Source organism: Lutibacter sp., assembly GCF_041596795.1.
Classification (GTDB): domain Bacteria; phylum Bacteroidota; class Bacteroidia; order Flavobacteriales; family Flavobacteriaceae; genus Lutibacter.
The window spans coordinates 46,286-66,702 of the sequence record NZ_JBFHHX010000003.1; the positions used below are offsets into that span (position 1 = coordinate 46,286).

The window sequence follows — 20,417 nt, forward strand, 5'->3', positions numbered from 1 at the left end:
AAGAAATATGTATCCACCAGAATTAGTAAAACCAATGCAATTAGAATTAGAAAATGCAGGGTTTACATCATTACATACCGCAAAAGAAGTTGAACAAGCAATAGCAAAAGAAGGAACTACATTAGTGGTTGTTAATTCAGTTTGTGGTTGTGCAGCAGGAACTTGCAGACCAGGAGCTGTAGCTTCATTACAATTTGATAAAATTCCTAATAACTTAGTAACAGTTTTTGCCGGAGTAGATACTGAGGCAACAGGAAAAGCAAGAGAATTTATGGTTCCCTTTCCTCCATCATCACCTGCAATTGCATTATTTAAAGATGGTGCTTTGGTTCACATGTTAGAACGTCATCATATTGAAGGAAGACCAGCCGAAGTAATTGCATCAAATTTAGCTGCAGCTTACGAAGAGTACTGTAATTAAAAATTAAAAGTATTCAATTTATTAAATTGAATAAAATATAAATCTAAAATCCGTTTTATTTAAAGCGGATTTTTTTATTTTTAAAAGATGAATACAATACAAATAATAAAGAATACTGAAATTTTTGTAAAAGAAACCTTAAAAAATGCCGAAGGAGGTCACGATTGGTTTCATATTTTACGCGTTTGGAACAATGCAAAACTAATTGCTAAAAAAGAAAATGTTGATGTATTTATTGTTGAATTAGGCGCTTTATTACACGATATTGCCGATTCTAAATTTTACAATGGTGATGAAACTATTGGCCCAAAAATGGCACGTGATTTTTTAGAAAAAGAACAGGTAGAAAATTCTATTATTGAACATGTAGAGAATATTATTTCAAACATTTCATACAAAGGCGGAAATTTTAAACAAACTTTTAAATCGCCAGAATTAGATGTTGTGCAAGATGCCGATAGATTAGATGCCATTGGTGCCGTTGGAATTGCACGTTGTTTTAATTACGGTGGTTTTAAAAACCGACCATTATATAACCCAGAAATTGCTCCAAACCTACATCAAACCAAAGAAGAATATAAAAATTCAGAAGCCCCAACAATTAATCATTTTTATGAAAAACTATTGTTGCTAAAAGACAAAATGAATACTGAAACAGGAAAAAAAATAGCGGAAGATCGTCACACCTACATGGAAACTTTTTTACAGCAATTTTATAACGAATGGGAAGGAAAATTATAGTACTAAAAAGCAATAGTTTAAAAAATTGTTAAAAATTTAAAAGCAATGCTACCAGTCAATAGTTTTTATATCTTGCCTTGCTTTTAAAAACCAATATTTTAGAGTGTTATAATTATATTAAGAATGAATATTTTAAAACTTTTTTCGCTGTTTATACTGCTTTTTGCAAGTAGTGTATATTCTCAAACTACCATAAAACACAAAGTTACAAAAGGAGAAAGTATTTATGTAATTGCAAAAAAATATAAGGTTTCTGAATCGGATATTTATGAAGCAAACCCAACTATTAAAGGTAAAGTTCTACAACTAAATACAGTTTTATCAATTCCGCCAAGAAAGGACGAGAACGGAAATATTATTATTGAAACTCATACTGTAGTTTCTGGCGAAACATTAAATGGAATTGCAAATAAATATAATTTAAGTCCTTTAAAATTATCACAACTAAACCCAAATATTGATGCTAAAAGACTAAAAATTGGACATGTTTTAAATTTAACCGAAGTTCCAACTTCTAAAAATATAGAAAACTCTGGTAACTCTACCAAAAATGCAACTACACATACAGTTTCTTCAGGTGAATCCTTAAGTATTATAGCAAATAAATACAACCTTAGCTTAGCAGAATTAGGTAAATTAAACCCTAACGTTGATCCAAGAAAACTACAAATTGGCACCGTGCTAAAATTAAAATCATCGGAAGAAATTTCAGCAGAAAACAATAGCAATAACGATGCAGTTGAAAAAATAATTACACCCAAAAATCATATTGTAGCTTCTGGCGAAACCTTAAAAATTATTGCCAACAAATACAATACAAGTCTTTCTACTATTCAAAAATTAAATCCAACTGTTGATTCTAGAAGAATGAAAATTGGAATGGTAATTACGTTACCTGCAGACACTACTGTAGTTGTTAAAAACACAATTGCTGATAATGTTAGTACAAATCCAACTCCTCAATTTCAAAAAACAAAAGTTTTATCTGAAGTAAAAACACACAGAATTAAATCTGGCGAAACATTTAAAACAATTGCAAAAAAATATGATATCAATGTTAAGGAATTAACAAAGTTAAACCCTAAAATTGATCCAAGAAGAATGAAAGTTGGAACCATTGTTCGTTTAAATAAACCTGATACCATTACTATTTTAACAAGAGTTGACGATCAAAATTTAGACAATCCCGAAATTCTTGCTGAAGATATTATTCATAAAGTTTTACCTGATGAAACCAAATACGGAATTGCAAAAAAATATGGCATTACCGTTGAAGAGTTGGAATATTTAAACCCTGATATTAAAAATAAACTACTGGTAGATTATGAATTAGTAATAAAACGCGGAACAAAACATTTAGCAGAATTGACTCCTGAAATTATTGAAGAGTCTAAAAACAGTGAATCACACGCGGTAATTGCAGAAATTTTGATTGATGCTGCTTCAAAAAATATGGGAACTCCATATAGAGGAGGCGGAACAACTTCTAGAGGTTTTGACTGTTCTGGTTTAGTATATGTTACCTTTAAAGAGATAGATATGAATTTACCACGATCTTCAAGGGCAATGGCTAAATACGGAGAAAAAATTAATAAAAATAAAGCACAAAAAGGCGATTTAATATTTTTTGCTACTGGCAGAAAAAATATTATAAGCCACGTTGGTTTGGTAACTGAAGTTAGTGGAAATGACATTAAATTTATACACTCCTCTACATCTCAAGGCGTAATAATTTCTTCTTTAAATGAAGACTATTATTCAAAACGATTTATTCAAATTAACAGAGTTTTAAACTAAAAAAAAATGCTCAAGTAACCTTGAGCATTTTTTTTATTCATTTTTTTAAATATTAGAATTCTAAATCTGCAACTAAATCAAATTCATCATAGATAGCTTTATCTTTTAAGTTGTCGAAAAAGCTAGTTGATCCGTATCTAACATCATATTTTGTTCTATCAATTTTTAATGTTGCATTGGCTTTATTTCCATAAACAGATAAATCAAAAGTAACTGCATTTTTAATTCCTTTAATAGTTAAATCTCCTGTTACTTTGTACGAATTTTTTCCTGAAGTTTCTACTTTAGTAACTACTAACGTTGCTGTTGGGTGTTTTTCAACACTAAAAAAATCGTCCGATTTTAAATGTCCATCTAATTTTCCTTTATAATCTCCCTTTAAATCTGTTGTTTCAATTGTTTGCATATTCATTACAAATTCTCCTCCAACCAATTTATCTTCTTTAAAGGTTAAAAAACCTGATTTTAAATTAATTGTACCTTCATGTGAACCTGTAACTTTATAACCTTTCCAAATTACTTTGCTAGTAGCTGTTTTAATTTCTTTTTGTTGAGCATTTACTTTTGTAAATGAAAATGTTATTACAGTAATAACTGCAATTAACGCTAAATTTTTAAATGTTTTCATGTGTTTATAAAATTAACTTATTGTATTAGGCAAAGTTGCGGAACAAACTACTTAATTAAAAAAAGGTAGCTTATTAAATTTTGTTAATATAGATTAACTTTTTATTCTTCTAAAGCAAGTTGACTTTTTATTTTACTAAAAAATTCCTTAGTAATTCCAAGATATGAGGCAATCATATATTGAGGTACTCGTTGTTCAATAGTTGGGTATTGCTCTTTAAAATATAGATATTGTTCTTTAGCAGTAAGGCTAAAACTTCTAATTATTCTTTTTTGTGAAGCCGCATAGGCCGACTCAACAATTTTTCTAAAAAAACGTTCTAGTTTAGGAATTACACGAAGTATTTCTTCATTATCATCATAGGTTATTTGAATAAGCTCTGTATTTTCGATACATTGAACATTAAAATCGGCAGGTGTTTGCGTTATAAAACTTCCCATATCCGATGTCCACCAATCTTCAATAGCAAACAACACAATATGTTCTTGTCCTCCAGCATCCATATAAAAGGTTTTTGTACAACCCGAAATTATAAAGCATTGTTTTTTACAAATATCACCTTGTTGAACAATGTATTGTCCTTTTAAATATTTTCTGAAAGTTATTTTAGAAATTAAAAATAAAGCTTCCTCTTCAGATAAACTGATGTACTTGCTAATGTAGTTTAATAGAGGTTGAGCGTTCATTTAAAATTAATTTAAAAGTTGTTTTTTGTAGCGTTCGGCTCTGTTTTTAATGTTATCTTGAATATCAATTATTGTTGAGCCTTTTAATCTTCTTGAACCAAGTTGTTTATAAAAATAAACCTCATCATTTTCTGTATTTAAAATAACATTTATTTGAAGAACAATAAGTGGACTTTGCGTGCGCATTGCAAAACTTCTCCAATAAAACGATCCTTTTTCTTTGTTTAACCTCCTTTGTTCAAGTTCCTCTTTTGTAATAATTTCATACTTACATAAATTCCATTCCTCAAGTCCTTCTTTAATATCTTCATTTCTTTTGTCGGCTTTTTTTTCGTTTTCACTTTCATCCATCACGGCCAAAAAAGTAAGATTATTAATGTTTTCATAAAACTTTAAAAACTTCTCTTTATAATTATTTCTAACATCAGAATAACCGGTTGTTAATTCATTTTCATGTAACTCTGAAGCTTCATTTAATGAAAAATTGAGCATATTAATCATTAATCTTATGTCTTCAACTTTAGTTAAATCAATTCCAGTAATTAAAGCTCTTGCAATATCTTTGGTAGTATCTGGACCCATTGAAACCAATAAAACCCAATCGTTATAAAAACCATCGGTAAAATACTTTAATACCAAGGCTTTTGGGTCTTTTGCTTTTTTGAGTTCTTTAAAGTTAAAATCTACAATTTCATACGGAGTTGCGTTGTAGCTAGATTGTTCCATTGCCAACTTCCATATTCTATTATATTCTTCAATTTTTTCTTTTTCTGTAGCAATTTTATCAAATTGTTCATTTTTTAAAAAACGTTGAATTTTGTTAGAATCTTCATCAAAATTTAATTGAGGAATGTATAAAACTTTACCTTCAAGTAATTTATAATCGAAGTTTTTTATTGGTGAAAACTGACTATATGTTACAACTTTAAAAAGTAAAAGAGATAAAAAAAGATATTTTTTCATAAAAATTATTCAAAATTAGGTGTGCGTTTTTCTAAAAATGCTGTAGTGCCTTCTGCAAAATCATCGGTACCAAAACTTACACCAAATTGCTCAATTTCTACAGCATAACCATTAACACAATTGGTATAATTTGCATTAACAGCTTTAATTGCTGCAGCAATAGCCACAGAGGAATTTTTACTAATTTTATCGGCTAATTTTATACATAAAGGCAATAATTCTAACTGTTCTACAACATAATTAACCAATCCCCAGTTTTTTGCTTCTTCAGCACTTATCATACTTGCAGACATAATCATTTCAAGGGCTTTTCCTTTTCCAACCAATTGTGGTAAACGTTGCGTACCTCCATAACCAGGAATTACACCTAAACTAACTTCTGGCAAACCCATTTTTGCATTGGTACTTGCAACTCTAAAATGTGCAGCCATTGCTAATTCTAAACCGCCTCCAAGAGCAAAACCATTTATTGCTGCAATTACAGGTGTTTCTAAATTTTGAATATAATCAAATAGAATTTCTTGACCTTTTCTAGCTAATTCAGTTCCTTCTTCTATACTAAAATTGGCAAATTCAGAAATATCAGCACCAGCAACAAAAGCTTTTTCACCGCTACCTGTAATTATAATAACTTTAATTTTTCTGTTATCATTAAAACTTTTAAACGCTATGTGTAACTCTTCTATAGTTTTTTTATTTAAAGCATTTAATTTTGTAGGTCTGTTAATGGTTATAAATCCTATTAACCCTTTTTTGTCTGTTAAAATATTTTCAAAATTCATAAAATTATTTTTTTGGAATTATTATTTTAAATACTGTTCCGGCATTTTCTTGCGATGTAAAAGAAATAGTGCCATTATAAGCTTCTATAATATTTTTAACCATAGCCAAACCTAAACCTGTTCCACTTGACTTTGTGGTAAATTGTGGCTCAAAAACTTTATCTTTATCTTCTTCTGAAATTCCTTTTCCGTTATCTGCAATTACAATAATTACGTTGTTTTCTTCTTCAGAAACGGTAACTTCAATTTTTGCATCATCTATTTCTTCTAATGCTTGGGCGGCATTTTTCACAAGGTTTGTTACAACTCTAATTAACTGATTTTTATCTAAATTAGCAATAATTGATGGTTGTTTTGGGAAAAATGATATATAATCTTCATTAAATATATCTAAAGCATGTTTAACAACTTCAACAACATCTATTTCTTCTCTGTTTTGCGATGGCATTTTAGCAAAATTTGAAAAAGCAGACGCTATTGAACTTAACGTATCTATTTGCTGAATTAAAGCTTTACTAAATTCATTAAGTTTTTCATTAATTTTAGGATCCGCTGGGTCAAATTTTCGTTGAAAACTTTGTACTGTTAAACGCATTGGAGTTAACGGATTTTTTATTTCATGTGCTACTTGTTTAGCCATTTCTCGCCAAGCTTGTTCACGTTCTCCTTTAGCTAATTTTATAGCACTAATTTCCAATTCATTCACCATTTTGTTATAGGCATTTACTAAAGTAGAAATCTCGGAACTTGCATCTCTTAAAATAATTTTTTCATTGGTTCTGTTAAGGCTTGTTTGCCTCATTTTATCGGTAACAGCTTTTATATTTCTGGTAATATAACTTGAAATAAAATATGCTAAACCAATGGCAATTAAAAACATGAAAAAATAAACATACGCCATTCTTACCAAAAACTCTTCTAAATCTCTTTCTTGATCGGTATTATCTTGTACATATTGTAAATTTAAAATACCTATTGGTTTAAACTTACTGTCTGTAATAAATGTATAGGAAGATTGAAGGTTACGGCCATTAATAATTTTATCATTTACATATCTATGATCGTAACTATTGCTTACTACATATAATATTTCTTGAGGAAGTTTTTGAGGGGCATCGCTTGGAACAAAACCAGCATGAGAGCTTTTAACTATTTCTCCTTCTAAATTGTAAATATTGATTTCTAATTTTTCAATATCTGCAATTTCATATATTTTATCTTTAAAAATAAAAGGCAAGTTTTTGGTAATTACTGGAAATGTGTTTCCATTACCACTATTTAACCAATAATTAATAGCTGCTTTAACAGATTCTTCTTTACGTTCTAATCTACCTTGATTGTATTCGTCTGTTTGCTCTTTATATTGATAAATTGTAACGGCTGCAATTAAAATTGATGCTAATAGAATTAGCAATATCATTGCAAAAAATATACGTATCCGTAAAGAAAGCTGCTTAATTTTCATGATTTAATTTGAAGTAAATATAAGTAATAAATTACATTCTATTTATCAACAAATATACCATGTGTTTATTTATACTTTAATTTTAGAATAACCAAAAACAATGCTAATCCTCCTGTTACAATATTTGAAACTATCATTGCAAAACTGTTTAAATAAAAACCATAAACTAGCCAAAGCATAACACCAATAAAAAATATAACATACATTGGTAAGGACAAACTTTCTGTGGACTTAGTTTTCCAAGTTTTATAAACTTGTGGTACAAAGGATGATGTTGTTAAAACAGCTGCTATTAAACCAATAATTTCAAATTTGTCTATCATTTATAAAATTTTTGTCAAAACTAATAAAAAAATCCTCCCGAAATGGAAGGATTTTAAGAACATTATATATAAATAATCAATTAGTTAGAAAGTAATTCATCATAAATTATTTCACCTTTTGCAATATTTAAACCTTTATTTAAGCCTTCATTTTCTTCACAAGCTTTTTGCCATCCTTTATTTGCAATTTGCAATACAAAAGGTAACGTAACGTTTGTAAGAGCAACTGTTGAAGTGTAAGGAACAGCTCCTGGCATATTTGCAACACAATAATGCACAACATTATCTATAATATAGATAGGATCTTCATGTGTTGTAGCTTTAGTTGTTTCAAAACAACCTCCTTGATCTACAGCAACATCTACAATTACAGTACCTGGTTGCATTTCTTTTAACATATCTTTAGTAATTAATTTTGGCGCTTTCGCTCCTGGAATTAAAACACCTCCAACAATTAAGTCAGAATCTTTAATATGTTTTCTAATAGTATACTCGTTAGAATATTCTGTTATTACGTTATTAGGCATAACATCGTTAATATGACGAAGTCTGTCCATATTTATATCTAGTATAGTAACTCTTGCTCCTAAACCAGCTGCCATTTTTGCCGCTTGAACTCCAACTACTCCACCTCCTAAAATTAATACTTTTCCTGGACGAACACCTGGTACACCTCCTAATAAAATACCTTTTCCTTTAATAGGTTTTTCTAAGTATTTTGCTCCTTGTTGAATTGCCATTCTTCCAGCTACTTCAGACATTGGAGTTAATAAAGGCAACGTTCCTTTTTTATCCTCAACTGTTTCATATGCAATACAAATAGCTTTGCTAGCTACCATTGCATCAATTAATTTTTGGTTTGAAGCAAAATGGAAATAAGTAAAAATTATTTGTCCTTCTCTTGCTAAAGCATATTCCGATTCTATAGGCTCTTTCACCTTTACAATCATTTCGCTTTGGGCATATACATCGTTAATTAATGGTAAAATTGAAGCTCCTGCCTGCACATATTCTTCATTTGTAAAACCACTATCAAAACCTGCATTTGTTTGAACCAAAACAGTATGACCTTTTTTAGTTAACTCAAAAACACCAGCCGGAGTTAAAGCTACACGGCTTTCGTTGTTTTTTATTTCTTTTGGAAGACCTATAATCATTATTAATATTTTTTAAATTTCAAACAAAATAAGTCAATTTAAACCTCTTCTTAACAGAATTCTTAACGTATTTGTTTTGTTTTAAGAATACTTTAACATATTATCCAACTAGGTTAATTATTTTGCCCGGAACTATAATTACTTTTTTAGGTGTTCTACCTTGTAATTGCTCTTGTGTTTTTTCGTGAGCCATTACAATATCTTCAATTTCTTGTACGCTTAAATCCAACGACAACTCAATAGTAAAACGCATTTTTCCGTTAAATGAAACAGGATATACTTTAGTACTTTCAACCAAGTATTCTGGTTTAAATTCAGGAAAATCTACTGTTGAAACAGAAGTTGTATGCCCTAAATTTTTCCATAATTCTTCAGCAATATGAGGTGCGTATGGTTCAATAATTATTGCTAATGGTTCTAAAATAGCACGTTTATTACATTTTAAAGCTGTTAACTCATTTACGGCAATCATAAATGTTGAAACCGAAGTGTTAAAAGAGAAGTTTGCTATATCTTCTTCAACTTTTTTAATTGTTTTATGCAACGTTTTTAACTCTTCTTTTGATGGTTCATCATCTGAAACTTTAAATTCACCATCAACAATATACAGTTTCCATAATTTTTTTAAGAAAGAATAAACTCCAGAAATACCAGAAGTTTTCCAAGGTTTTGATTGCTCTAATGGTCCTAAAAACATTTCAAATAATCGTAAACTGTCTGCTCCGTATTCTTCACAAATTTGATCTGGATTAACAACGTTGTATTTAGATTTGCTCATTTTTTCAACCTCACGACCAACAATATATTTTCCGTCTTCTAATATAAATTCGGCGTTTTTATACTCTTCTCGCCAATTTTTAAAAGCTTCAATATCTAACTCATCAGAACCATTTACAAAAGAAACATCTGAATGAATTGGTTGAACTTTTAAATCTCCAATCAAACCTTTTGAAACAAATTTATTTTCACCTTCAACTCTGTAAACAAAAGCTGAAGTTCCAGTAATCATTCCTTGATTAATTAGCTTTTTAGCATATTCATCTACAGGCAAAATACCTTTATCAAACAAGAATTTTTGCCAAAAACGAGAATATAATAAATGCCCAGTTGCGTGTTCGCTACCACCAATATATAAATCTACATCTTGCCAATACTCTACCGCTTCTTTACTTACAAATTCATCGTTATTTGAAGGATCCATATAACGATTAAAATACGATGAACTTCCTGCCCAGCCTGGCATTGTGTTTAGTTCTAATGGAAATATATTCACATTATCAATCAATTCATTGCTTACTACCGCTGCCGTTTGGCAGTTCCAAGCCCACGTTGTGGCATTTCCTAAAGGTGGTTTTCCGTCTTCGGTAGGTAAATATTTTTCTACTTCGGGCAAAACAATTGGCAAATGTTTTTTGTCAATCATTTGCGGCAAACCATTTTTATAATATACTGGGAAAGGTTCTCCCCAATAACGTTGACGACTAAAAACGGCATCGCGCAAACGGTAATTTATTTTTCCATACCCAAACCCACGTTTTTCAATTTCGTAAATAATGGTTTTCATTGCTTTTTTATAAGGCAAACCGTTTAAAAAATCAGAATTTGCAATTACTGAACCTTCTTTATCGGTAAATGCTTCTTCTGAAATATCTACACCATCAAAAATATTTATAATATCAATTCCAAAGTGTTTTGCAAAGGCATAATCACGCTCATCACCACAAGGAACTGCCATAACAGCACCTGTTCCGTAGCCAGCTAATACATAATCACCAATCCAAATTTGAACTTTTTTACCAGTAAAAGGGTGTAATGCATATGCTCCTGTAAACACACCTGAAATTGTTTTTACATCGGCCATTCTTTCCAACTCACTACGTTTTGATGTAGCTTTAATATAAGCTTCAACTACATCTTTTTGCTCTGGCGTTGTAATTTTTGAAACTAATTCATGCTCTGGAGCCAATGTCATAAAACTAACTCCAAAAATGGTATCAGGTCGAGTTGTAAACACTTCAATTTTATCCTTAAAACCATCAATATTAAAAGAAACCATAGCTCCTTCCGAACGCCCAATCCAATACGTTTGAATATCTTTTAACGGTTGTGGCCAATCAATTTTAGCTAAACCATCTAACAATCGTTGCGCATAGGCAGTAATTCGCATACTCCATTGCATCATTTTTTTACGAACAACTGTGTGTCCGCCACGCTCAGAAACTCCGTTTACAATTTCATCATTTGCCAAAACTGTTCCCAAAGCCGGACACCAGTTTACTTCTGCTTCTGATAAAAATGTTAATCGGTATTTTAATAATATGTTTTGTTTTTCTTCTTCTGTATAATTTTCCCAATCTGCTGATGAAAATTGTTCAATTTCTTCATCACAAGCTGCTTTCACATTCTTATTTCCTTCAGTTTCAAAAACGGAAATTAAAGTAGAAATATCTTCGGCTTTATTGCTTGTTTTATTGTACCAAGAATTAAATAATTGAATAAAAATCCACTGAGTCCATTTATAATAATTCGGGTCTGAAGTTCTAACCTCACGTGACCAATCAAATGAAAATCCAATTTTATCCAATTGTTTTCTATACGTAGCAATATTTGCTTCAGTAGTAATTGCTGGATGTTGCCCTGTTTGAATAGCGTACTGTTCTGCTGGTAATCCAAAAGAATCGTACCCTTGCGGATGTAATACATTAAAACCTTTATGGCGTTTGTAACGCGCATAAATATCAGATGCAATATAACCTAGCGGATGCCCAACATGTAAACCTGCTCCAGATGGATACGGAAACATATCTAACACATAAAATTTTGGTTTATTTAAATTATTTACTGCTTTAAATGTTTGGTTCTCTGCCCAATATTTTTGCCAGTTAGCTTCTATCTCTCTAAAATTGTATTCCATTTTTGCTATTCCTTTTTGAAAAGTGCAAAGTTACGTTTTAAATAGAAAACAGTAAAGTCTAATTTTTACATTGATTTTATTTGTTTAAAATTGCTAAATTTGAGAAAACAACTCTAAAATGGCTAAGGAAATTGGTTTGGTTTTATCGGGCGGAGGCGCAAGAGCAATTGCTCATATTGGGTTTATTAAAGTTTTACTAGAAAACAACATTGTACCAACAAAAGTGGCAGGTACCAGTGCGGGCGCATTAGTCTCTGCGCTGTATGCAGCTGGCTACACCCCAAAAGAAATGCTAACTTTTTTTGAACAAACACCGTTATTAAAATTCTCATTATATGCTTTAAATAAACCTGGTATTATGGACAGTGAAAAGTATATTCTGTTTTTTAAAAAGTTTTTTCCTGATAATTCTTTTGAAAGTTTAAAATTACCTTTAACCGTTACCGCAACAAATTTAATAGAGGCAAAACTTGATTTTTTTAATTCGGGTGAACTAATTAAGCCACTTATTGCTTCATCTGCTATTCCTCCTATTTTTTCTCCGGTTGAAATTAAAGGCAATTTGTATGCTGATGGTGGAATTTTAAATAATTTTCCAATAGAACCTTTGTTAGATTGTGATATTATTCTTGGTAGCTTTGTAAATCCAGTAACTACTATTGATAAATCTGAAATAAATTCTTCCTTAAAATTATTATACAGAGTATATCATATTGCATTAGATGCTAGTAATTTGAAAAAATTTGATAAATGTAAGTATGTTTTTACTCCAATTGGTTTAAACGATGTTGGAGTATTAGACTCTAATTCAGTTAAAAAAGCTTTTGATTTAGGATATGAATTAGCACAAAAAGAGGTTGATAAAATATTAAAATCAATAAATGAATAGATTCTTTACTATTAATAATTTTAAATTTTTTAAGTTAAAGGTTATTTTATACTTTTCACAACTTAAATAAACTGTACAATTTGACCGATACTAATTACAAAGCCCATTTTGCCCTTTTAGGAGCCAATATAATATATGGTGCTAATTTTTTAATTGCCAAAGGCTTAATGCCCGAGAAAATTGGAGCTTCGGGGTTGGTTTTAATTAGAATTATTGCTGCAGGAATTTTATTTTGGATAGTAAAGCTATTTGTAAATGAAAAGGTTAATAAACGAGATTATATTTTACTGGCTTTATGCGGATTGTTTGGAGCGTCAGTAAATATGTTGTTGTTTTTTCACGGTTTAAATTTAACTTCTCCTATTGATGCTTCTATTATTATAACTGCTACACCTGTAATAGTTTTAATTTTTAGTGCAATTATTTTAAAAGAAAAAATTACAACAAACAAGTACATTGGAATTTTTATAGGCGCTGTTGGGGCAATAATTTTAATTGTTCACGGCAAAAGCGCAGGTGGAAACAGTTCCTTTTTAGGGAATTTATTTGTGTTTTTTAATTCTTGTACTTATGGTTTATATTTGGTATTGGTAAAACCATTAATGAAAAAATATAAGGCTATAACTGTTGTTAGCTGGGTGTTTTTATTTGGACTTATTTTTACTTTTCCCTTTGGAATAAACAATTTAATATCAACAAACTTTAATGCCTTTACAACAAACACCTATTTAGCAATTGCTTTTGTTGTTATTGGAACAACTTTTTTAACCTATTTGTTTAATATTTACGCATTAAATTATGTACCTCCATCTGTAAACGGAAGTTATATTTATTTACAACCAGTTGTTAGTTTTATTTTGGTTAGTATTTATGCTTTTGCTTATGGAAATAATGAATATGCTAAAGATATTAATTGGATTAAAATTGCAAGTTGTGTTTTGGTAATTTTTGGCGTGTATTTAATTAGTAGAAAAAAGCCTTTAAATTTTAGTAAAAAAACAATTTCCAATTAATTAAAGTCTCGCTCGTTTTTCCTGTGGTAATAAGCAATAATATATAAAATCGTTTATAGGTGTTGGCACTCCTAATTGTTTTCCAAATTTAACTACAGTTCCATTTTGTGCTTCCAATTCAGATGGTTTTCCTTCCATGATATCGCGTTGTAAAGAAGCTGTTGTACTATAAGGTTGATTATCTATTATTTTAAAAGTTTTCTCAATGGTTTCTTCGTTAATATCAATTCCTTTTGCTTGAGCTACTGCAACAATTTCTTTTGATGTACCTTTCATTAATTGATATATTTCTGGAGAAGCAATCATTTCTCCATTAGTAGAACGTGTTAAAGCGCCAATAGCACTCACCGTAGTAATATATAAAAACTTAGTCCATATTTCTTTAAAAATTGAATTTGAAAGTCGGTTTGTAATTCCGGCTTCATTCAATATTTTTTCTAGTTGCAAAGCTCTTTCAGAAATCTCTAAATTTAATTCACCAAAAACAATAGTTGGTTCGTAAGACATATGATTGATAATACCATAATCTTCTACTTTACTCACCACCAAGCACAAACCACCTAGCACATGTTTTTTATCAATAACAGAACATAAAACATCTTGATTTTCAACACCATTTAACAAAGAAATTACCATTGTGTTTTTATTTAAAACTGGTTTTATTTTCTCTGCAACTTCAGCAACTTGCCACGTTTTTGTACAAACAAAAATTACATCAATATCTTTTATTTCCGAAATATCATCTGTTGCATTCGCTGGTTTTACCAAATAATCTCCCTTAGGACTTAATAATTGCAATCCATTTTTCTGAATAGCCTGCAAATGTTTTCCACGCGCTATAAATGTTACGTTGTTTCCAGCTTCAGCCAATCGCGCTCCAAAATATCCTCCAACACCACCAGTTCCATAAATTACTATATTCATTTCTTTTCAATTTGCCTCAAAAATACAATTTTACACACTAAAAATCAAAATATTATGTTGTAATTTAGACAAGTCTAAAAATATTTTTATATTTGACTAAATATCAATACTATGTTTTCACTGTCAGAAGAGAATTATTTAAAGGTTATTCATAATCTTAAAATTGCAAATTCAAAAAATGCAAGCACTACTTTAATTGCAAAAGAGCTTCAAACAAAAGCTTCTTCAGTTACAGATATGTTAAAAAAATTAGCCGATAAAAAACTGGTAAATTACCAAAAATACAAAGGAGTTTCATTAACAAAAAAAGGTGAAAACATTGCATTAAACATTGTTAGAAAACATAGACTTTGGGAAGTTTTTTTGGTAGATACATTACATTTTAATTGGGATGAAGTACACGAAGTTGCAGAGCAATTAGAACATATAAAATCTGATCAATTAATTGATAGATTAGATGCTTTTTTAAAATATCCAACAAAAGACCCTCACGGAGATCCTATTCCAACAAAAAATGGAACACTTCCGTTAGATAATTCCATTTTATTAAGCAATGCCGATACACAAAAATTATATAAAATATCATGCGTAAAAGATAACTCAAAATCGTTTTTGCAGTATTTAGACAAACATGCAATTACTATCAATTCTGAAATTACCATTATTGATAAAATTGATTTTGATTCTTCTATAATTGTAAAATTAAGTAACGGTATTCCATTAACACTTTCAAGTAAAGTAAGCACTAATGTTTTTGTTAATTTAATTTAAAACCATGACAAGTCCAGCAACATATTTACTAGTTTTTATACTTTCAACACTATTATTAGTTGTGCTTTTTTATCCAAAAAGAGGCATTTATTGGCGATTAAAAAACAGTTTTAAAAATGACACTAAAATATTGATTGAAGACATATTAAAAAAGTTGTATCATGCAGAAAATGAAGGTAATTCGTTAAACACAAATGATATAATTTCTTCTACAAATATCCGTCAGATAAGAATTTTGGAAAGCATTGCAGAAATGGAGGCGAAAGAATTAATCAGCTTTAAAAATGGCTATATTAAACTAACTGATAATGGTATGGATTACGCACTTAGAATTATTAGAGTGCATAGATTATGGGAAAAATATTTATCAGAAAAAACTGGTTTTGATAAAAAAGACTGGCACGGAATTGCTGAACACATGGAGCATAAATTAGACACCAATCAAACAAAAGAATTAGCTCTTAATTTAGGAAATCCAAGATTTGACCCACACGGAGATCCAATTCCTACAGAATTTGGAGAAGTAGAAACAATTCACGGAAAACCAATGCCAGCTTTTAAAGAAGGAACCATTGGAAGGATTCAGCATATTGAAGATGAACCCGAAATTATATACCAACAAATTTTAGCTGAAGATTTACACATTGGATCTCGCGTTCATATTGTTGAAAACAACGATAAACGTATTGTTTTTCATTCTGAAGGAGAGGAGTTTATTTTAGCGCCAATTGTTGCTAATAATATTACCATTTTAGAATTATTGAAGGAAGAAATTTCAGAAGAAAATATTTTTAGATTATCAAATTTAAAAGAGAATGAACACGCTAAAATTATTGGAATTTCTAACGAATGTAGAGGTGAAATGAGACGTAGATTACTAGATTTAGGCTTTGTGAAAAACACAAAAATTAAAATAGATTTAATTAGTCCAATGAGCAATCCAAAATCGTATTTAGTAAGAGATACATCAATTGCTATACGAAACGAACAAGCAAAATATATTTTAATAGAAAAGGTAAATGAATATGCAAACAGTAACAAATAGTCCTTGTGACGGTTGCGCACATAACAACGCTTCTGGGTTAAAAAAATTAGGAATACAGGTAGAAAACACCGACTTTGTTGTTGCATTAGCAGGAAACCCTAACACCGGAAAAAGTACTGTTTTTAATGCATTAACAGGACTTAGACAACATACCGGAAACTGGCCAGGAAAAACTGTTTCAAGAGCTGAAGGCGGTTATAGTTTTAACGATAAAAAATACAAATTAGTAGATTTACCAGGTACATACTCTTTACTTTCAACTTCTCAAGATGAGGAAGTTGCAAGAAATTTTATCCTATTTGGAAAACCTGATGTTACCATTATTGTTGTTGATGCAAGCCGATTAGAAAGAAACTTAAATTTAGTTTTGCAGATATTAGAAATTACAGATAAAGCAGTGTTGTGTTTAAACTTAATGGACGAAGCCAAACGCTTAGAAATAGAAATTGACGATAGAACATTGGCACGTGACTTAGGAATTCCAGTTATCCCTACAAGTGCGCGTTCTAAAAAAGGAATTCAAGAGTTAATTGCAACAATTCATAAAGTTGCTACTGGCGAAATTATTTGCAAACCACATCGCATAAAAAACGTTCCAAAACAAATTAGTAAAGCCTTAGATACATTAAGTGCTGAAATTGAAAAAGAATATCCATCTATACCTAATAGCAGATGGATTGCTTTACGCTTATTAGATGGTGATGAGCGCATTATTGAAGCCGTAAAAACAGGAGAATTTATTACGGAATAAAACTTTTATACCGACACAAAACATACATGAAAACAAATAATATATTAAATAAAAGTAACGATTTAAGATGGCAAATTGGAGATGGTTTTCACGATAAACTAACCGAAGGTATTTATTCTGATGCCGCTCAAATTGCGCAAAATTCTGTGTTTAAAAAAGGATCAACTAAACGTTTTAGGTTTGATAGAACTTTAGATAAAATTGTAACCAGCAAAATATGGGGTTTCCCAATTATGATTTTAATATTATCGGTAGTTTTATGGTTAACTATTATTGGTGCTAATTATCCATCAGGTTTATTAGCTGAAATTTTATTAGATACTATTCATCCTTGGCTAAAAGAAACAGCTATTACCTTTGGATCTCCTATTTGGCTTGCTGGTTTTTTATTTGATGGTGTTTATTTAGCATTGGCTTGGGTAATTGCTGTAATGTTACCACCAATGGCCATCTTTTTCCCTTTATTCACATTGTTAGAAGATTTTGGTTATTTACCAAGAGCTGCTTTTAACTTAGATCATTTATTTAAAAAATCTGGAGCTCACGGAAAACAAGCATTAACTATGAGTATGGGATTTGGGTGTAATGCAGCAGGTGTTGTGGCTACAAGAATAATTGACAGTCCAAGAGAACGGTTAATTGCAATTATCACCAATAATTTTTCTTTATGTAACGGCAGATGGCCAACTCAAATTTTAATTGCCTCAATTTTTATTGGTGCACTTGTTCCATCGGGTTTTGCAGGTGCTTTATCTACTTTATCAGTTATAAGTATAGCTTTATTAGGTGTATTTTTTACGTTTGCTGTTTCATATTTTTTATCAAAAACATTTTTAAAAGGAGAAGTTTCTTCGTTTACATTAGAATTACCTCCGTACAGACCACCCGTATTTTGGAAAACAATTTACACATCATTAATAGATAGAACCCTTATAGTTTTATGGCGAGCATGTGTTTTTGCTGCACCTGCCGGAGCTATAATTTGGTTAATTGCTAATGTTTCTATTGGCAATACTACTATTGCGCATTGGTTGATAGAAAATTTAGAAGGTTTCGGATTTTTACTAGGTTTAAATGGCGTTATTCTTCTTGCTTATATTGTTGCTATTCCTGCAAATGAAATTGTGATTCCAACTATTTTAATGCTAACGGTTATGAGTGCCTCTATAGCTGGAGTTGGATCTGGAGATGGTGTAATGTTTGAATTGGAATCGGTTTCTGCTACTGGAGATATTTTAAGGGCTGGTGGCTGGACGTTGTTAACTGCGGTTAACTTAATGCTTTTTAGTTTGTTACATAACCCTTGCAGTACAACAATTTATACTATTTATAAAGAGACAAAAAGTGTAAAATGGACTGCAATAGCAAGTATTTTACCACTAATTTTAGGTTTTGTAGTTTGCTTTATTGTGGCTCAAGTTTGGAGAATAGTTATATAAGTTAATGGCAGTCGCAACCATTAGAACAGTTGCTCTTTTTTTTCGATTTAAGAACGTATTTCTTAATTAAAAAAGCAATTGCCAAACCTAACGCTATGTATGCTAATATTTCTTGCATTAACTTAGTATATTAAATGCTAAAAAGGCAAATACATAGGCTAAAATTCCCATTCCAACTAATTGAAGTATAGGCCATTTCCAACTTTTAGTTTCTCTTTTCACAATAGCTAATGTACCAATACATTGCATTGCAAAAGCATAAAAAAGCAATAAGGACATTCCTGTAGCTAAATTAAATCGCTTTAAACCTGTTTCCTTATTAATTTCAGCTCCCATTCTTTCCTTAATAGTTCCAACATCTTCACCTTCACTTTCAACACTATAAATAGTTGCCAAAGCACCAACAAATACCTCGCGCGCAGCAAAAGAACTAATTAAGGCAATACCTATTTTCCAATCGTAACCCATAGGTTCTATAGCTGGTTCAATAAATTTACCCATTGTTCCTATGTACGACTTCTCTAATTTATAAGATGCTATTTTTTTCTGTAGCACGTCATCGTTTAAATTTGCATTTTCTTCTAAAGAAGCAACATGTTTTTCGGCATTTTTATAGGCTGATGGTCCGTTAGAAGCCAAAAACCATAACACAATTGATAAAGCCAATATAATTTTTCCCGCACCTAAAACAAATGCTTTTGTTTTTTCAACAACTTCATAAAAAACATTTTTTATTGAAGGCACCTTGTAATTAGGCATTTCAATTAAAAAGAAACTTTTGTTTTTTATTTTTAATACTTTATTTAATAAAATAGCAGAACAGATTGCCGCACCAAATCCCAATAAATACAAAGCCATTAATGTTAAACCTTGTAAATTAAAAATTCCAAATATTCTTTTACTTGGTATTACTAATGAAATTAAAATGGCATACACTGGCAAACGTGCAGAACATGTTGTAAACGGAACAACTAAAATGGTAATTAACCGTTCTTTCCAATTATTAATGTTTCTGGAAGCCATAACTGCCGGAATAGCACAAGCTGTACCTGAAATTAATGGGATAATACTTTTTCCGCTCATTCCAAACTTTCGCATTATTTTATCCATTAAAAAAACCACTCGGCTCATATAACCGGTTTCTTCTAACAAAGAAATAAATAAAAATAAAATTGCAATTTGAGGTATAAAAATTAAAATGCCACCAATACCTGGAATAATTCCTTCGGCAATTAAATTGGTAAACACACCTTCGGGTAAATTATTTTTTGCTACTTCACTTAAATTGGCAAAAACCCCATCAATTAAATCCATTGGGAAACTTGCCCACTCAAAAATAGACTGAAAAATTAAAAGCAATATAGCGGCAAAAATAACGTAACCCCAAATTTTGTGCGTTAACACTCTATCTAATTTAGAACGTAAATCGGTTGCCTTAGATATATCTATTTTATAAGTCTTTTTTAAAATTTCATTAATTCTTTGATATCTAAAAATTGTTTCTTTATGTTGGTATTTTTTAATTTTTTCAATATCAGTTTTAAAAGCAATTATTTTATTTTTTTGTGCTTCGGTTAAAAAGTGGCAATATTCGTGCTGTGTAATTAACAACCAAGATTTATATAAAGAGTTATCGCTAAATGAACTTTCAATTTCTTTAAAATAGTCTGCATCAATTTTAGATGAAATAGTATCGGAAGTTTCGGTA

17 protein-coding genes and 1 pseudogene are annotated in these 20,417 nt (G+C 30.3%); 8 read left to right on the forward strand and 10 right to left on the reverse strand.

What is annotated here, in order from left to right; translation table 11 throughout:
- Positions 1 to 7 precede the first annotated feature (7 nt).
- The 3 genes from ABY298_RS00910 (at position 8) to ABY298_RS00920 (ending at position 2,959) form a co-directional block, all read left to right on the forward strand.
- Positions 8 to 421 carry a BrxA/BrxB family bacilliredoxin gene (locus tag ABY298_RS00910; RefSeq protein ID WP_372744098.1) on the forward strand — a complete coding sequence of 138 codons (414 nt, stop codon included), beginning with the start codon at positions 8 to 10 and terminating at the stop codon, positions 419 to 421.
- 87 nt (positions 422 to 508) lie between these two features.
- Positions 509 to 1,162, forward strand: a complete 654-nt coding sequence (locus tag ABY298_RS00915) for an HD domain-containing protein (RefSeq protein WP_372744099.1) — start codon at positions 509 to 511, stop codon at positions 1,160 to 1,162.
- Between the two features lie 123 nt (positions 1,163 to 1,285).
- Positions 1,286 to 2,959, forward strand: coding sequence for a LysM peptidoglycan-binding domain-containing protein (locus tag ABY298_RS00920; protein ID WP_372744100.1), 1,674 nt, complete (start codon positions 1,286 to 1,288; stop codon positions 2,957 to 2,959).
- Between the two features lie 52 nt (positions 2,960 to 3,011).
- Here ABY298_RS00920 and ABY298_RS00925 read toward each other — a convergent pair whose 3' ends face one another.
- The 8 genes from ABY298_RS00925 to leuS all read right to left on the reverse strand — a co-directional run bounded on the left by ABY298_RS00925 (position 3,012) and on the right by leuS (position 11,877).
- On the reverse strand, positions 3,012 to 3,587 hold the full coding sequence (locus tag ABY298_RS00925; protein WP_372744101.1) for a YceI family protein: 576 nt from the start codon (positions 3,585 to 3,587) through the stop codon (positions 3,012 to 3,014).
- A gap of 101 nt (positions 3,588 to 3,688) precedes the next feature.
- Positions 3,689 to 4,273, reverse strand: a complete 585-nt coding sequence (locus ABY298_RS00930) for a Crp/Fnr family transcriptional regulator (RefSeq protein WP_372744102.1) — start codon at positions 4,271 to 4,273, stop codon at positions 3,689 to 3,691.
- A gap of 6 nt (positions 4,274 to 4,279) precedes the next feature.
- The gene (locus tag ABY298_RS00935) at positions 4,280 to 5,236 is read right to left on the reverse strand and encodes a hypothetical protein (RefSeq protein WP_372744103.1); all 957 of its coding nucleotides are present in this window, start codon (positions 5,234 to 5,236) and stop codon (positions 4,280 to 4,282) included.
- A gap of 5 nt (positions 5,237 to 5,241) precedes the next feature.
- Positions 5,242 to 6,018, reverse strand: coding sequence for an enoyl-CoA hydratase/isomerase family protein (locus ABY298_RS00940; RefSeq protein WP_372744104.1), 777 nt, complete (start codon positions 6,016 to 6,018; stop codon positions 5,242 to 5,244).
- 4 nt (positions 6,019 to 6,022) lie between these two features.
- Positions 6,023 to 7,483 carry a PAS domain-containing sensor histidine kinase gene (locus ABY298_RS00945; RefSeq protein ID WP_372744105.1) on the reverse strand — a complete coding sequence of 487 codons (1,461 nt, stop codon included), beginning with the start codon at positions 7,481 to 7,483 and terminating at the stop codon, positions 6,023 to 6,025.
- 65 nt (positions 7,484 to 7,548) lie between these two features.
- Positions 7,549 to 7,806, reverse strand: coding sequence for a SemiSWEET family sugar transporter (locus ABY298_RS00950; protein WP_372744106.1), 258 nt, complete (start codon positions 7,804 to 7,806; stop codon positions 7,549 to 7,551).
- An 80-nt stretch (positions 7,807 to 7,886) separates the two neighbouring features.
- Complete coding sequence (ald, locus tag ABY298_RS00955; RefSeq protein WP_372744107.1) at positions 7,887 to 8,963, reverse strand: alanine dehydrogenase; 1,077 nt, start codon at positions 8,961 to 8,963, stop codon at positions 7,887 to 7,889.
- Positions 8,964 to 9,063: 100 nt separating this feature from the next.
- Positions 9,064 to 11,877: a leucine--tRNA ligase gene (leuS, locus tag ABY298_RS00960; RefSeq protein ID WP_372744108.1), complete on the reverse strand. Its 2,814-nt coding sequence runs from the start codon at positions 11,875 to 11,877 to the stop codon at positions 9,064 to 9,066.
- A 118-nt stretch (positions 11,878 to 11,995) separates the two neighbouring features.
- Between leuS and ABY298_RS00965 the strand changes: the two genes are divergently transcribed.
- Together ABY298_RS00965 and ABY298_RS00970 are read left to right on the forward strand one after the other, a co-directional pair.
- Positions 11,996 to 12,766 (forward strand): patatin-like phospholipase family protein, encoded by a 771-nt coding sequence (locus ABY298_RS00965; RefSeq protein ID WP_372744109.1) that lies wholly within the window; start codon positions 11,996 to 11,998, stop codon positions 12,764 to 12,766.
- 80 nt (positions 12,767 to 12,846) lie between these two features.
- A complete protein-coding gene (locus ABY298_RS00970) occupies positions 12,847 to 13,779 on the forward strand; it encodes a DMT family transporter (protein WP_372744110.1) in 933 nt (310 codons plus the stop codon).
- Here the strand turns inward: ABY298_RS00970 and ABY298_RS00975 are convergent, their stop codons facing one another.
- Positions 13,780 to 14,703, reverse strand: coding sequence for a ketopantoate reductase family protein (locus tag ABY298_RS00975; RefSeq protein ID WP_372744111.1), 924 nt, complete (start codon positions 14,701 to 14,703; stop codon positions 13,780 to 13,782). It abuts the gene before it with no gap.
- 111 nt (positions 14,704 to 14,814) lie between these two features.
- On the opposite strand from ABY298_RS00975, the gene ABY298_RS00980 reads away from it, so the two are divergent.
- The 3 genes and pseudogenes from ABY298_RS00980 (at position 14,815) to feoB (ABY298_RS00990) (ending at position 18,709) form a co-directional block, all read left to right on the forward strand.
- Positions 14,815 to 15,474: a metal-dependent transcriptional regulator gene (locus ABY298_RS00980; RefSeq protein WP_372744112.1), complete on the forward strand. Its 660-nt coding sequence runs from the start codon at positions 14,815 to 14,817 to the stop codon at positions 15,472 to 15,474.
- Between the two features lie 4 nt (positions 15,475 to 15,478).
- Complete coding sequence (locus ABY298_RS00985; protein WP_372744113.1) at positions 15,479 to 16,519, forward strand: DtxR family transcriptional regulator; 1,041 nt, start codon at positions 15,479 to 15,481, stop codon at positions 16,517 to 16,519.
- Positions 16,500 to 18,709 (forward strand): annotated as a pseudogene (gene feoB, locus ABY298_RS00990) (ferrous iron transport protein B). The gene ABY298_RS00985 and the pseudogene feoB (ABY298_RS00990) overlap by 20 nt, the downstream one beginning before the upstream one ends.
- A 117-nt stretch (positions 18,710 to 18,826) precedes the next feature.
- On the opposite strand, the gene feoB (ABY298_RS00995) reads toward feoB (ABY298_RS00990), so the two are convergent.
- Positions 18,827 to 20,417, reverse strand: a 1,591-nt coding sequence (gene feoB, locus ABY298_RS00995; protein ID WP_372744114.1) for a ferrous iron transport protein B, incomplete at its 5' end; no start/stop codon positions are given.

Coding starts and splice junctions, on each gene's coding strand:
- ABY298_RS00910 (WP_372744098.1), top strand. CDS start 8: ATGTATCCACCAGAATTAGTAAAACCAATGCAATTAGAATTAGAAAAT.
- ABY298_RS00915 (WP_372744099.1), top strand. CDS start 509: ATGAATACAATACAAATAATAAAGAATACTGAAATTTTTGTAAAAGAA.
- ABY298_RS00920 (WP_372744100.1), top strand. CDS start 1,286: ATGAATATTTTAAAACTTTTTTCGCTGTTTATACTGCTTTTTGCAAGT.
- ABY298_RS00925 (WP_372744101.1), bottom strand. CDS start 3,587: ATGAAAACATTTAAAAATTTAGCGTTAATTGCAGTTATTACTGTAATA.
- ABY298_RS00930 (WP_372744102.1), bottom strand. CDS start 4,273: ATGAACGCTCAACCTCTATTAAACTACATTAGCAAGTACATCAGTTTA.
- ABY298_RS00935 (WP_372744103.1), bottom strand. CDS start 5,236: ATGAAAAAATATCTTTTTTTATCTCTTTTACTTTTTAAAGTTGTAACA.
- ABY298_RS00940 (WP_372744104.1), bottom strand. CDS start 6,018: ATGAATTTTGAAAATATTTTAACAGACAAAAAAGGGTTAATAGGATTT.
- ABY298_RS00945 (WP_372744105.1), bottom strand. CDS start 7,483: ATGAAAATTAAGCAGCTTTCTTTACGGATACGTATATTTTTTGCAATG.
- ABY298_RS00950 (WP_372744106.1), bottom strand. CDS start 7,806: ATGATAGACAAATTTGAAATTATTGGTTTAATAGCAGCTGTTTTAACA.
- ald (WP_372744107.1), bottom strand. CDS start 8,963: ATGATTATAGGTCTTCCAAAAGAAATAAAAAACAACGAAAGCCGTGTA.
- leuS (WP_372744108.1), bottom strand. CDS start 11,877: ATGGAATACAATTTTAGAGAGATAGAAGCTAACTGGCAAAAATATTGG.
- ABY298_RS00965 (WP_372744109.1), top strand. CDS start 11,996: ATGGCTAAGGAAATTGGTTTGGTTTTATCGGGCGGAGGCGCAAGAGCA.
- ABY298_RS00975 (WP_372744111.1), bottom strand. CDS start 14,703: ATGAATATAGTAATTTATGGAACTGGTGGTGTTGGAGGATATTTTGGA.
- ABY298_RS00980 (WP_372744112.1), top strand. CDS start 14,815: ATGTTTTCACTGTCAGAAGAGAATTATTTAAAGGTTATTCATAATCTT.
- ABY298_RS00985 (WP_372744113.1), top strand. CDS start 15,479: ATGACAAGTCCAGCAACATATTTACTAGTTTTTATACTTTCAACACTA.